Genomic DNA, 13,871 nt, shown 5'->3' on the forward strand with positions numbered 1-13,871 from the left:
CCTATTTATTGAACGTATAATCACATTATAAATAATAAATAAATTTCAGATATATATGCTTTTGTTCAATATTACCTAGAACAATGTACTATACTTTTAGAGTTTGAATTCGCAAAAACGTCCCCTAGTCGACAATGAAGTGACTATTTGCCACATTGGCAATCTGGAAGGACATAAACCAGCCGGAGCTATGCATCAAGGCAGATCTCAGAAAAGCTTTCAAACCTATGGTTTCTTACAGAACGGAGGCCATTTCAGACAGCTGACTTTATCACTTGCTTTTTATGCAATGAAAAGTTTGAGTGGATTGGCGGAATAGAATTGGGAACATTGAAACACGAGAGTCATTCCTGAATTTAAAAAATTTGAGCGAGCCTATTCCTCCATTTTCCATACCAGGCATCGGCAAAGCTATCGGCGGGGTGAGCTGTACTGCCCAAAGTTGTTATTCCAAATGTCACATTAGAAAACCAGCTGTTCACAATGGTGTTTTTTTTAAGGCTCATCCTTGAACTCCTCGAGCAACTACCGCATAAAGGAGGATTTTCAACTCATAGCTCGGCTGGAACGCAAAAAAATTAGTGGAAATAGGTGAAGTAACTGTTTCATGACCCTAAAGTAGGAAATGGGTAATTTAAAACATGATCTCCCACATCGACCCACTAGATTTTGGGGAGGTCATGCTGCAAGACTGATGCTTCCTTATCTGGATTACTATAAACTACTTTTCTTATCTCATTTTCTCATTTTTCTCTTTCTTTACTTTACTTATTCGGCGTCTAAAAATTAGGTAAATGATAAGGATAACAACGGGAATAACTATAAAAATGACCACGTTGCTGGTCCTGGAAAGGTCAATTGGGCCTGTTGGTTTTGGTGTATTCTGTGGTATTTGGGAATAGGATAATCCTGTGGTTAAAAGGAATGCAAAAAGAAAACTCGAAGCGGTGGAAATAAATCTTATGTAGTTGCTCATTGTCATTGCTATTAGGTTACTATTTTTTTAATAAAAATCGATTGAATCTTAAAATTAGATAAGCGATTGATTTTGAGATCATAGTATGCACAAAATTCAATCCGATAATGATTGTTCGGTAGCTGAACGTGAGGGCTTTATTACTAAAGGATTTCCAAGCGTCGTTTTATCTACTCCACAGGCCTTTTTGAGGCCTATGAAGCACTAAAAGTATGATGTTCGCTAAGTTGTGATGTTGGCATTCACCGGCCAAGTTTATATTTCAATTAGAAAGAAAATGCCAAGAATGGGGAGAAATTGCCATTGCTGGGATGGAGGCCGAAGAATTAGAAAATTTGGCTGGATCCCTAATCCTACATCCTGAAGGGTTGAGAGCTTCAGGATGTAGGAGATTCTATCAATTAAGTGAATAATACGGAAATATCGCAAGGCTCTCCTAGTTAATCAAATCACTTAGTTAATGTGCGCCCCCTCTTGTTAAGTGATAAGATCATCATCACTTAATTCGGTTAGTTAAGATACCGCACCCTGATATCATTGCTTTGGGCTAATGACATAATCTACCGCAGACCCAGGTGCTGCTACCTGACACCAACAAGAAAAGCATGCGCTGTATAACCGACAATAAAGATTACCAGGTCAATCTCACCAAAGACACCCCCTGACTAGGCAAGTCAAATTCTATTTGGGCTTTGCCTTCCTCTACATTAATCCATTTAGGTGAGGTGATCAGTTTGAGCTGTCCAGCTTCCTCAAGCTCTGAAATCTGCTCTTGGGTTGGATTTTGTGGTGAGCCCATATCCTTCCAAACCTGATAGGAATTGCTGTGATTTTTATCCACCCGATAATGATGTATCAGCACCTTATTGACTGGAATATTTCCAAGAGTCAATTTTATTGGAGCTGTAGGCATTTCCTTGTCGTCATCATGGTAGTTCCAAACCATAACAGCTGCAGACTTAGTATCTACGGTTGCAAAAGCATTGATATCCTGAGCAGCTCTACGTACACTTGATTGGAGTATGCTATCCAGATTATAGGCGAACGTATCAGTACCTGCATTTACCCCACCGGAAATAGAGACTCGCTGTCCACTCATCATTCCAAACATGCGAAACACATTCAGTACAGGTTTGTCTACACCATTGGTAGCCATATCGCGGAATCCTGCAAACCATTTCTGATCTTCAAATTCAAATCCCCAGGTCACAGCTCCTAGAAAATTAACCCCATGGCGGTCTGCCAGCTGATATTTTCTAGCAAATGAAGCCGCTGTATAACTGGAATACATAGTTCCATTTCGATAAGCATTATGCGGGTAATCTGCCTCAGAACAGGCGGCACATCCCTCGGGGTCGGATTCACCTATCACTATGGGTAAGTGCTTCAGTTCAGGATAGGAGGCAACAATTTCGAAGCCTTTGTCGATGTCATTCAATTGATTTCTCAATCCCATCTGCACAATTCCATCTACTACTTTTGGACTTCCTTTGGCATGAAAGGTTATAAAGTCGAGAGGAGAACCTGTTTTTCCAGTCGCGTAGTTTTTGCCTGAAATCACGTGATCCAGAAAAGTAGTCAGAAACTCCGCAGCTTTGTCCCATCCCGGCCCAGTTGTTTCAGGACCACCAATTCTAGCAGTTGGCAAGGCTCTTTTTACCGCATCGGCAGTGAAGTCATACAGCTTGATGTATTCCTCGGTAGTTCCTCTCCAGTAGCCGATATTAGGTTCGTTCCAAAGTTCCCAGTACCAGGATTCTACTTCCTCCTTACCATATCGCTCCACACTGTGTGTTACCCATTGGAAAACCAATTCAGCCCACTTATTATAATCGTTTGGAGGGTATGCCCAGCCCGTGTAAATATCATTGTACTCTGCCCCCGGCTTCCAATAATGACGATAAGGTTCTGGCTGGGTAGATAATGCTTTGGGCATAAATCCAATTTGGGCAAGAGGCTTCATTCCTCTTTCTATATAGGTATCAAATATTTGATCAATTATGGTCCAATCATAAATAGGATTTCCATCACTATCCTCGGTGTAGGCGTTTGTCGATCCCCATTTCAATGCCGCTCTTGGGCCTTCATCGGTGACCAATAAACTGTGCGCTCTTACATACACGGGAACAGGGCTGAGATCTGCTATTTCAGAAAGCAGTTTCTTGCCGTCCTTCATGTAGGTGTAATTAGGCTCATCATATCCCCACCAAGCCCAAGCTGGTTGCATGGGTCCTATTTCCTTTGAAAGATCAATGTTGAAATGGACAGGCTCATCATTTCTGATATCCTTTTCCTGCGCGATGCTGAGGTTTATACTAGCAAGAATGGCGAATAGAGACAGGATAAAGCCCCGTAGTTTAAAAAGGGACACAGTAGGTTTATCGTTCATAGGTTTATGGGTTAGTCAATTAATAAAAGCAAAAGCGATCTGAGCCTAAGTTATAAACATATGTTTCTAACAGCCCAATAGTTTAGGGAGGAATTTCATTAAATAAAAATGCTTTGGTAATTTATAAATGATGCTAGGCTAGACAGATGAATATGGTAGATAATCTCAGATGAATTCTTCGCTGAAATAATCCCGGTAAGTGTAGTCAAATCGCTCGTGGTGACAGGGTGGGATTTTCCTTCCCTGCAGTCTGCCCAAGGCAGAATTCTTTTTTAGGAAGATTTCTTAGCACCTAGCAGTCGGGAGTATTTGCCTTTTCTATCTCATCCCTCCTTCTTCCTGATATCGATTTGCTCATCGGTACAGGCTCTCTTCCTTAAGGCGGGGGAGATTGCTTCTGCTAGATTGTTGGAATGTGCTTCAAATAGAGCCGAAGGGGGCTATTGTAAGAAAATCCCCCCTCTGAGAGAAGCTTCTTCTACTCTCAATTGAAGTTCTATTTGGCACTGGTTGAAGTTTAGTCTAATTAGAGGTCATCTTATTTCTCTCCTTGAACTGGAGTTCGAGATACCATTACCTTCCAAACTTTATTAGAAGCTCCAGATTTACCACTGCCAAAGGTTGAAGGAGATATTTCGTAAGATTCGATTCCTCCATAGATATATCCAATATGCACTGGTTCTGAACTATTAAAGGTACTTTCTCCATCGATTACATCTGTTTCCATGCCATTAATGGTTACATACCTAGCATTGCTATTGGGAACAAATTCTGCTTCTGCTCCATAAAAATAGTTGGATGGATAAACGTTTGAAAGGGTGTCAAATGAACTTGCTTTCGTCGTTAGATTGTACTTAGCATAGCCCAATGTGTTCGTAAATCCAGATAAGTCAGCATCTGGCTTGCCATTTCCTATGCCTCCCGGTAAGAAGGTATGAAGGTCTTTTGATTGTGAATCATAGATTACAAAATCAGGGCAGGAATATATATTACAATTCTTCTGATCGTACTGTGTATCGATCACATACTTTTCTGCTCCGTCAGGAGTAATGTAAATGGCATCGTTCCAAGCGGCCAATGTTTCACCATATTTGAATACTCCACCCAGTAGCGCAAAGTTGGGAGCAAGGTTGTTGTCCTTGTCTAGATAAAGGGCTGCAGCTATGGGTAGATCTCTTCTTCTGAAAACAGAAGTGCTATCTGCTTTTTTCGGATTGTTTAGCAATTCTGCTGGAGAAATATCACTAATAGTATCTGTTACCGTTGCAGTAAGAGCGAGCGTGCTAGCATCTTCTGAGAAATTGAACTCGTAGACACTGTTTAAATAAACTTGTGCAGTATCAAAATTATGTCCTGCAGCCAAATAAAATTTGTCATTTAATTTTTTCAATTCCCCACCAGTAGCCCTTAGCGTTGCATTGTTTCCAAATTTAAATAGGTCTTCCCATTCTGTAACAGTTAAATTCCAGTCCTGGTTAGTAATTCTCATTAAGAGTGGAACGTTAATTTTGGCTATCTCATCAGATGTGGTGTAGTTATCCTTGGTCGGGGTTTCGCTTAAAGGAGGTCCATACCCTCCAACTACATATAGGTAATCCCCCGATTGTACGACTTGAGGATTAGTACACATAAAGATCCTGCCGTGCTCAGCCAATAGATCTCCAACTTTTTTACTGATCGCCTGAATATCTTCGGTCTCGCCATTAGCTCCGGTTGCTATGGAGCGAATAGTGCTCAACATGTCCGAATAGTTAAGAAATGATTGGTTTCCTGTTTTGGGGTTGAACGTATAGATAAAGGGATTAAATGATTTAGGAGGGAAAGACTTTAGTGAATAATCCGCATTTAAATTGTGTAAGCCACCCAGCGTATCATTTCCGTTAGTTCTTCCTGCAAAAAGTAGCCAATCATCTTGGATACTGGCATGCACGAAGGACTGTAACGCAGGAGCAAGATAGTTTTCATTAACAGCTTCTATCGACAGGGAATAGCTATATAAAGTTGCACTGTCAGCATTAGAGTTTGAATCATTATTTTTATTTCCGCAGGAAGTAAAAAGCCAAGCCAATGTTAAATTAGTAAGTAGACAATAGGTTTTAAGTTTCATTTCGACGTATGTAAAGTTGTGAGCGTTATTTTATTATTGGTACAAAAAATACAAATAGGCAAGATCAACTAGGGTTGCTTATATCCATTATATCTAAGGTTATGTATGTTAAGACAATCATACTTCCTGACACTAATGGGCTGTATAGGCTATATAAAAAGATAGGAAACAATTAAAGTCAAAACATATCTGATCTCACCCAACTCCCGATATCGCGTCACTTATCGGGACAGCCACTTTAGAAAGTGCGCACTAAACTCTGGTCAATTATAATTTCAAAATAATTCTTGTTTGATTTCCAGATTCAATCCCGGAAAATGCTGATAAAAGTTGCTTTATCTACCTCCTACCATCCTTCCCGAAATACTGCAGGACCGGCTCTTCCTTAAAGAGGAGGCGCTGGGCGGTGGTAACTGATAGCTCCCGAATTGCTTTCAACCGGGATAATAGATTTCAAAAACTAAAAGACCTGTGCAAGAAAGTGAATAAAATGATATTTTCCAACGCACAACCTGGCCCCTCACTAAAACAGTCCAATGGACTGTTTTCTTACGCTAGTTCCTCACGTACAGGGTATTTTTTTAGTTAAGCTCCTCCCATCCTTCCCGATACGCTGTCGGACAGGATAGCGCGCCATAAATACAAGCTATTGTGGAAAGCGAATTATTATTCGGATGAAAATACATCGCATTTTAATTAGCAATAAGCGTGTTTTCATGCTGCAGTACATGGTTTTTAACCTTGGTCTGAAATTCCTGGGGGGTATTGCCTGTGTGCAACTTAAAAAACCTGCTAAAATAGGATCGGTCCTGGAATCCTAAATTAAATGCAATTTCCTTCATCGTATTTTCACTATGGATAATTTGTCGCTTGGCTTCCAAAATCAATCGATCATGGACCAACTGTACACCCGTCTTATTGAGTTTTTCTTTTAAAATTTGATTGAGCCGCTTGGCGCTGATTCCAAGCTTTCCTGCATAAAAATCAGCTGTACGCTCTTCATGATAGTTCAGCTCAAGCAGCATCATAAACTCATAGATTCGCTTTTCATGAATATCCTGCAAGGTGAAATGATGTTCCTTGAGTTGGATCAATTTCAACAGTAAAACCTTTAATAAAGCCTTAAGCATAATCAGATTCATGGAGCTTTGGTTGTATTCTTCCTCCATCAATTTGTAAACAGCATTCAGACTTTTCGCATTTTCCTCATTTACCTGTAGGCAAGAGAACTCTCCCTGAATGTTGAATATCCTGAACACATCCAGCAGGAACTCCTTTAAGTCATCTTCAAGCATCTCCTGCTTAAAGGAAACCAAAACTCCATTTTTCCCAGCTTTATTAAGCTGATGAACCCTATATGGGGGAATTAAATAAATCCAATCTCCTTTTAAAGTCTGAAAGTCATGTCGGATCGTGTGAAGTGCCTCTTCATTTTTAAGCCACACAATCTCGAAAAACTCCCTTCTTCCCGGATCATCTAAATAGGATGGCGGGCAGTCCGCCAAATCTCTAATATATAAAACCTTGTCCTTAAGCATTGATGTGATTTTGTTGGTTAGATCCAAGAGCCTAATCCCAATTAATTAAGGCTCTCATTCGGATGAGTTTCTATAATGTACCACAATAGTAGACAATTACACCACAGATTCAGCAAGTGTTAGCAAATAATACCACACAACTATCAGATTGTGTAATCAGCTCGGCTTACCTCTGCCTAGCTTTGTACCCACCCAAACAGACGATAACACATAGTAATGGAAGACAGCATAGCAAGCACTTTACAAGATCAACTGGCTCAGGCCTTAAAAGCTATATACCAGGAACATCTACAGCTCCAAGCAGGCTTGGACTACAGCTCACTTGCCAAGCTCATCAATGAAATCAACTCAGCGGATAAAATCTTCCTAATGGGTATGGGCAGAAGTGGATTGATGATGAAAGCCTCCGCGATGCGACTGATGCATTTGGGTTACCAAACCTATGTGGTGGGCGAAACTACTACTCCTGCCATAGGTCAAGGAGATCTATTGATCACTGGTTCAGGTAGCGGCACCACCAAAAGCATAGTAAGGGCAGCGGCTACCTCAAAAGAAGCAGGAGCCAGAAATCTGTGTTTCACTACTGCCATTGAATCTGAACTGGCCAGATTGTCCGATCAAGTGATCGTACTTCCTGCTGCGCAAAAGCAAGAACAAAAGGAACAGCTCTCCACTCAATACGCCGGCAGTTTATTCGAACAGGCATTATTACTGGTGTTCGACTCCACTATTCAGGTACTCTGGAAATCCGGTGGGAGTACCACCTCTGAATTATGGAAGCGTCATGCCAATCTTGAATAGTATACTAGCTATTCCACCAGTCTAATAAAACATATTTAACTAATACATTATGACCAAATTACAAGTAGCAATTGATTTATTAACTACAGAAGATGCAATCGCTTTGGCAACCAAAGTAGCTCCCTATGTGGACATTATAGAGTTGGGAACTCCACTGATCAAAAGTGAAGGTCTAGCTGTAATTACAGCAATGAAAAAAGCATTTCCAGACAAACTGGTCTTTGCTGACTTTAAAACTGCGGACGCTGGTGAATTGGAAGCTGAAATGGCTTTTAAGGCAGGAGCAGATTACATTACTATTTTAGGAGCAACCGGAGATTCTACTATTGTCGGAGCAGTGAAAGCGGCTAAAGCTTATGGCAAAGCAGTGGTAGTGGATACTATAGGGGTTAAAGACCGAGTTAAGCGTGCACAAGAAGTGTATGCTTTGGGAGTTGAGTTTGTTGAACTGCATGCCGGTTTGGACGAACAGGCAGAGGATGGTTATTCCATTCAGGTTCTGATAGATGAAGCTTCCCGTGCCGGGGTACCTGTGTCTATCGCTGGCGGCGTAAATCTATCCAGCATCAAAGCGGTGAAGGATTCCGGTGCCGTGGTGGCTGTGGCTGGAGCTGCAATCTATGGAGCTAAAGACCCTGCTCAGGCAGCAAAAGAATTAAAAGAGCTGCTAAACGCTTAACCTGAGAAATAAAACACAATACTATATGCCTCCCGGAAATACAATTTCCAGGAGGCATTCTTTTTATGGAAGAGACTATATTCATGAAGGCTCCACGATGAGTATGCTATTTGGGAAATTACTACCCACACTCATGGAGAATCTCTCCTCTATTTACTGAATCAGAGCTGATTATATTCGAATCTGAACAATAACACCCTTCATTTTTAGAGGAATATTAGAAATGCTTTTACGCAATTAATACCTTTTTATAATATGTGTATACGCTTAACTGCACGTATGTACTTTATATTAATGCTGGAAGTTCAAATTTGGCAATTCCCTCCGCCGCGGCGGAGGGCAAGGGGGATTTTTCACTACTAAAACCATGTATAATTCTAGAACGTGCATTCATGCGGATACACATATTTTATAATCAACTCTAGATGTGATTACAACTTAAACTGTAGCGTCAGATACACTCCTCTTCCATCCGATGGTAGAATGCCTGGGCCGGGATATCCTGTAGCTCTTCTGGTGAAATAGATGGCATTTGTCAAATTGTTAACTGACCCTTCCAGCTTGAATTTTTGGAATTCATAGGACAAACTAAGGTCCAGGATATGGTAGGCTGGAATCAATCCCACTACTGCCGAAACCCCGCCTTCAGTTGCATTGGTGGCATCACTGAACTGGTCACTTAGAAAACTGTATTGTATGGAGGATTTGAACTTATCGTATCCTAAAGCAAGGCCAGTTTTGAAGTTGACTTTGGGTACAAACTCCACTTGATTGCCTGTGATTCCAGGCACCTCGCTCAGTTTATACTGGGAGTGAATCAGGGCAATATTGGTAAAAATAGATCCTCTCCAAAGCTTGTTTTCAGGTAGGAAAGTGTTGATGTAATTCCACTCCACATAACTTTCTACACCCTTGAGGATGGCCTGACCTATATTGGTTCTTTGTCTAAGTACCCTGTTGCTTTCATTATAATACTGTACTTCCCCAATTCTGTTATTGTAATTCAGATAGAAAAAACTCAGATCGTAATTGAGGATTTTTCCTTGATCAGACCTAATTCCCAAATCCAATGAATAACCTTTTTCATCCTGCAAATTGGGATCTATGGTAGCGGAGGGATTAGAAATCCGCATATCACTGAACGTAATGGATCTATAATTTTGGGAAATATTGGAATACAGTTCTACCTGCTGCGTAGGCTTGTAGCTGAGGCCCAGCCCTCCTATCAGGAAACTTCGGGTATTTGACCTTGACTCCTCGGTGACTGTTCTATCCAATATATTGCCTGCAAGATCTTTAAATTCCGTAGCATAGTATCCCTCAGATGAGGTTTTGATGTACTCAAATCTTACCCCCGGAGTGATGGAAAACTGCTCATTTATGAAAAAGATATTTTCCATAAAAAGGGAGGTATTTCTATTTGGAAATTCGTAATCGTTGAGCAACTTATTTTCCCCAGGCACATAGTCAAAATCAGCATCTGACCCTGTGCTGCCAAAGCCTTGACTGCTATGATTATACCCGTGATAGTACCTAACGCCCGCAAGGCCGATCGATTGAATATTCCCTACCGCGTATCTTTTCAAATACCGAAGTTCTGCTCCCCAGTTTTCAAAATCTCCTTTGATCAGATCTCTTTCTGAGTTGTCGTCGATTGTTGCTACACGGTTGGGACGAAAACCAACGGAATAGCGGTTGGCATTCAAACCGAAAACTCTAAGATTAATAGAATTACTGCTATTGAATTTATGGTCTAAATGCAGCGCATAAAGATTCCAATCCACCTGAAACCAGTTTCTCTCCCTGTTGCTTTGTCTGGGATCCTGCAGATACATCTCATCGGTAAGTCCACCTGGCTGCTGGGCTAAGTATTTCATCTTGGTGAAATCCACTCCCACACTGGTTTTGTCAGAAAGCTGGTAATTGATATTTGAGTAAAAATTATAGCTCTCAAACTGAGAATTTGGTCTCCAGCCCTCCCCTTTTTTGTATTGAAAAAATGAGTAATAACTGACTTTGCCTGCAGTGCCGCTGACGCTGGTAAAGGTATTGTAGAATCCGAAGGAGCCCAGGGTCTGTCTGGCAGTAAGTTCAAACTTTTTATCTTCCACCGGCCGCTTCATCTGAAAGTTAATGAGGCCTCCGAATTGAGTTCCATACTGTAAAGAAGCCGCTCCACGGACGATTTGAATTTTACCTATACCCTCCAAAGGAGGGGTATAATAACTCTCTGGATAGCCCAAGGCATCGGCGCTGATATCGTACCCATTTTGTCTGGTGTTGAAATTGGAAGAGCGATTGGGGTCCAAGCCTCTGCCTCCTATGCTGAGCTGAAGTCCTGCCCCATCATTTTCCCAGATATTCAAGCCGGCCACTTTAGAATAAGCCTGTCTGGCATTATTGGTAGATAGATTTGCTGTTAAATTCTCGGTTAGAATCACTTCAGATTTTTTAGCTTCATATAGGCCCATGTCATCCACCGAGCGCATTCTAGAAAGCCCAAAATCAGCCCCTGAATCTGTCACCACTGTTTCGTCTAAGTCTTGGCTTTGGGGCGTGAGTAGGACTTGCAGGGTTTGATCTTTTCCAGAGATCAGCACTTGTATATTTTTATACTGGAAGGATTCACTGGTAAAATGTACAGTGTAGGCTCCGTCTGCTAGCTTATCGAAGCTGAACTCTCCTTTCTTATTTACCTCAACCAATTTTGATCCATCATTCAGGTAGACAGTACACTGTGCAATGATGCTCTGATCTTCAGCAGACTTGACGGTCCCGCTCAGTTTATGCTGAGCCATCAGGATCAGCGGAAATAAGCTTAATATCAGGGTGTTATAAACCTTTAATTTCATCTTGAAATGTTAAAATCCAATGTTTAGGGCGAAATGATTCTTTTTCCTTTGAAAGGTCAACGGTTGGGTCTATCAATGCTTTTCCTATTCTGCCATTCAGCGAGACATAGGTGTCGGCGTAGATTTGAGGGTTTTCAAACCCCGCTTTTTCATAATGCTCTTTGAGAATATGGGCATACTGCAGAATCATATCCGGCTGCGTAGCCATCATTTTCTCCTGCTGTGGAGTCAAGAAATCCTTGTTATCCACCTCAATGATTTTCCCCATCTCATCTTTGATGATAAATGACGCTGCCCCCATTTTCTCCATGAGCATAACACGCCAGGAAAATCTATATCCTTCCTCCGTCCAGAATAACTCACCCGGATATAGCAGGTATCTAAAGGGGAAAAGCAGCTGAAATGAGAAGAAAATAAGCAGTCCAACAGTCACAAGATTTTGCTGAATCTTTGAAAAACTATAGGTTCGAACTGGTGTAAGAAAGGAATGGCTAACGGTAAGAATTGCACCGATTTTACGAATAAAGGCTTGATGAAAACCTGTAGAAAAAAAGATCAATGCTGTCCCTATCATAATGTAAGGGAACATCCCAATCGGAAAGAGTAGCGAGGTAAGCAAGTGGAAAGTAACCACTGAAAGGAAAGCCAGTTTACGTGTAGGCTTATAGAGCAAAAGAAAAGCTATGCTCAAATCATAGAGGCAACCAATCCAACTGAACAGGTATGCAACCCATAGTTCATTGAATAATCCGCCTATGAACGGAATATCATTTTTTGCCGGAAGCCATATTTTCATAGGTAAGGCATGGAATAACCAGTCAGAGTTCAGTTTGGCCAGTCCGGCATAGAAATACAAGATAACCACTAGCAACCTGATGGAATCGGTGCACCAGCTTGGAATTTTGTCTGAGTTTATCTGGGGTTTTCTCCAGGCATCCACAGAGAAATAGGCATTTGCCGGTAGGAAAATAAGTAGAAAGCTTAGCAGGGAGATGAAATAATAATGGTTTAAATAGGTGGTTTTATCCATCAGCTCTATGTAGGTGAAGCTCAGGAAAAACAGGATACTCGCTCCCCTATAAAATAGGCCAATGCAGATAAGCAATGCGGATAGAATCGCTATGATAAAAAGCAGGTAGGTATAGGGTCCTAATGGCTTTATCCATTCGAAACCGTAAAAAGTAAAATGATGCTTGGGCTCAATGTATAGCTGAAAAATCCAGCCTTTAAACCAAAAACGCAACATACTGATCATCATCAAAACACCAAACATCATCCTGAAAACAGCCAAGGCTGCAGGGGATGATGTTTGGTTTAAATAGGAGGAAAATGATGATTTCAGATCAATCACCATCATTGTCTGTGTAAGTGATGGTGATGCTCATGGCAGAAGTCATATCTACCTTAAGAATTCTGACAGCTTTTTGCATCTCCTGATACACCTTTACCATGGCATCATTATCAGTTTCTATTTGATAGTAATAATCATCTGATAAGGCTTCAACAAGATTATCTATAAGTGAAAATTGCTCATTGATGTATTCAGATAATAATTTTCCAGTGCTAGGATCTTTTGCGCCAATTGAATTCAAATAGGACTTCAAGGAAGGGCCTTGTTTCCCATTTGCTTTTCCATTGAAAAAATTGCTAAAAGCTAGCTGAGCGGTTTTGGCTAATTTCCCGGAAATGTCTTTTTTATAATAAGCTTCCACTTTATCAGGGTTTGGAGTACCTGCGCTGGCAATCGTTGCGCCTGAAGGAATTCCAAATTTCCCACTCCGCACATGTCTCTCATAATAAAGCACATAGGCATTCACAAGGGAGGCAGTGGAAGAACCAATATCCAGACCGGTTCGGTTGATAAAATCATCCTTTGCAGTTCCCTTCCACTCAGAGATGACCTGATCTAAAAGTGTATCCATTCTAGATACAAGCACTTTTATATACGAAAGCCTCTGTGCTCCTTTTTCAGAGTCAAGGTAAAACGCGAGGATATTTTCCTCTTGAGCTGCCACGCCATTTAGCAGAAAATCCAATGCTGGAAATCCTTGCTGGGCATAGGCTGGCGGTAAGTTTAGATTGGCAGTTCCTGAGGTGATGTTGTTTTGAATTCCGGCAACATCGGCAGGATAGATATTGAAGAAACTTCTAAGCGTATATTTCTCAGCAGGTCCTACTTCATACATTTCTACATTTTGCCAAGAAATATAAGCTTCAGTCCAGGAAGTTCTAAAAGCCGAAAGACTAGCCTCAGTGGGATTGGTGGTGAAATCATCCGCAGTGATCAGCATAGCCTGCAAATCCTTGTCAAACTCAGCGTAAGAAGGAAGAATCAACTCCTCTACCCAAAAAGTAAGCATTTCTTTTCGGTCAGTGGAAACATCAGGCTGGCTTATATTCTCGGTAGAATCTACGCAGCTTACCAAGGTTGCCAAAAGCAGAAATAGGATTTGAGTCTTTATATTTTTCATCGTAGGGCTTTTTCAGAAATGAAAAAAGTATCAACCTACTCTTAATAGGCCGATACAT

At 41.1% G+C, this 13,871-nt stretch carries 9 protein-coding genes; 3 read left to right on the forward strand and 6 right to left on the reverse strand.

Annotated features, from left to right (window positions below; translation table 11 throughout):
- The first annotated feature begins 103 nt into the window (after positions 1-103).
- Positions 104-319 (forward strand): hypothetical protein, encoded by a 216-nt coding sequence (locus ESV85_RS10815; protein WP_146917469.1) that lies wholly within the window; start codon positions 104-106, stop codon positions 317-319.
- 1,288 nt (positions 320-1,607) lie between these two features.
- Here ESV85_RS10815 and ESV85_RS10825 read toward each other — a convergent pair.
- From ESV85_RS10825 to ESV85_RS10835, 3 genes are all read right to left on the reverse strand, one after another.
- The gene (locus ESV85_RS10825) at positions 1,608-3,365 is read right to left on the reverse strand and encodes a GH39 family glycosyl hydrolase (protein ID WP_146917471.1); all 1,758 of its coding nucleotides are present in this window, start codon (positions 3,363-3,365) and stop codon (positions 1,608-1,610) included.
- A gap of 538 nt (positions 3,366-3,903) precedes the next feature.
- Positions 3,904-5,472, reverse strand: coding sequence for a hypothetical protein (locus ESV85_RS10830; protein WP_146917473.1), 1,569 nt, complete (start codon positions 5,470-5,472; stop codon positions 3,904-3,906).
- 692 nt (positions 5,473-6,164) lie between these two features.
- A complete protein-coding gene (locus tag ESV85_RS10835; protein WP_146917475.1) occupies positions 6,165-7,010 on the reverse strand; it encodes a helix-turn-helix domain-containing protein in 846 nt (281 codons plus the stop codon).
- Between the two features lie 216 nt (positions 7,011-7,226).
- On the opposite strand from ESV85_RS10835, the gene hxlB reads away from it, so the two are divergent.
- Both hxlB and hxlA read left to right on the forward strand, forming a co-directional pair.
- Complete coding sequence (gene hxlB / locus ESV85_RS10840) at positions 7,227-7,811, forward strand: 6-phospho-3-hexuloisomerase (protein ID WP_146917477.1); 585 nt, start codon at positions 7,227-7,229, stop codon at positions 7,809-7,811.
- Between the two features lie 49 nt (positions 7,812-7,860).
- A complete protein-coding gene (gene hxlA, locus ESV85_RS10845) occupies positions 7,861-8,490 on the forward strand; it encodes a 3-hexulose-6-phosphate synthase (RefSeq protein ID WP_146917478.1) in 630 nt (209 codons plus the stop codon).
- Positions 8,491-8,921: 431 nt separating this feature from the next.
- On the opposite strand, the gene ESV85_RS10850 is transcribed toward hxlA, so the two are convergent.
- The 3 genes from ESV85_RS10850 to ESV85_RS10860 are packed head-to-tail and all read right to left on the reverse strand — an operon-like array spanning position 8,922 to position 13,813.
- Positions 8,922-11,342, reverse strand: a complete 2,421-nt coding sequence (locus ESV85_RS10850; RefSeq protein WP_146917480.1) for a TonB-dependent receptor domain-containing protein — start codon at positions 11,340-11,342, stop codon at positions 8,922-8,924.
- Positions 11,323-12,699: an HTTM domain-containing protein gene (locus tag ESV85_RS10855; protein WP_223275973.1), complete on the reverse strand. Its 1,377-nt coding sequence runs from the start codon at positions 12,697-12,699 to the stop codon at positions 11,323-11,325. Before ESV85_RS10855 ends, ESV85_RS10850 begins: the two co-directional genes overlap by 20 nt.
- A complete protein-coding gene (locus tag ESV85_RS10860) occupies positions 12,686-13,813 on the reverse strand; it encodes an imelysin family protein (RefSeq protein ID WP_146917482.1) in 1,128 nt (375 codons plus the stop codon). Before ESV85_RS10860 ends, ESV85_RS10855 begins: the two co-directional genes overlap by 14 nt.
- Positions 13,814-13,871: the final 58 nt, after the last annotated feature.

The organism is Algoriphagus aquimarinus, assembly GCF_007997215.1.
Taxonomy (GTDB): Bacteria; Bacteroidota; Bacteroidia; order Cytophagales; family Cyclobacteriaceae; genus Algoriphagus; species Algoriphagus aquimarinus_A.

Excerpts from the sequence above, each read along its gene's own strand:
- ESV85_RS10830 (WP_146917473.1), bottom strand. The coding sequence starts at position 5,472 with ATGAAACTTAAAACCTATTGTCTACTTACTAATTTAACATTGGCTTGG.
- ESV85_RS10850 (WP_146917480.1), bottom strand. The coding sequence starts at position 11,342 with ATGAAATTAAAGGTTTATAACACCCTGATATTAAGCTTATTTCCGCTG.
- ESV85_RS10860 (WP_146917482.1), bottom strand. The coding sequence starts at position 13,813 with ATGAAAAATATAAAGACTCAAATCCTATTTCTGCTTTTGGCAACCTTG.
- ESV85_RS10835 (WP_146917475.1), bottom strand. The coding sequence starts at position 7,010 with ATGCTTAAGGACAAGGTTTTATATATTAGAGATTTGGCGGACTGCCCG.
- ESV85_RS10855 (WP_223275973.1), bottom strand. The coding sequence starts at position 12,699 with ATGATGGTGATTGATCTGAAATCATCATTTTCCTCCTATTTAAACCAA.
- ESV85_RS10825 (WP_146917471.1), bottom strand. The coding sequence starts at position 3,365 with ATGAACGATAAACCTACTGTGTCCCTTTTTAAACTACGGGGCTTTATC.
- hxlA (WP_146917478.1), top strand. The coding sequence starts at position 7,861 with ATGACCAAATTACAAGTAGCAATTGATTTATTAACTACAGAAGATGCA.
- hxlB (WP_146917477.1), top strand. The coding sequence starts at position 7,227 with ATGGAAGACAGCATAGCAAGCACTTTACAAGATCAACTGGCTCAGGCC.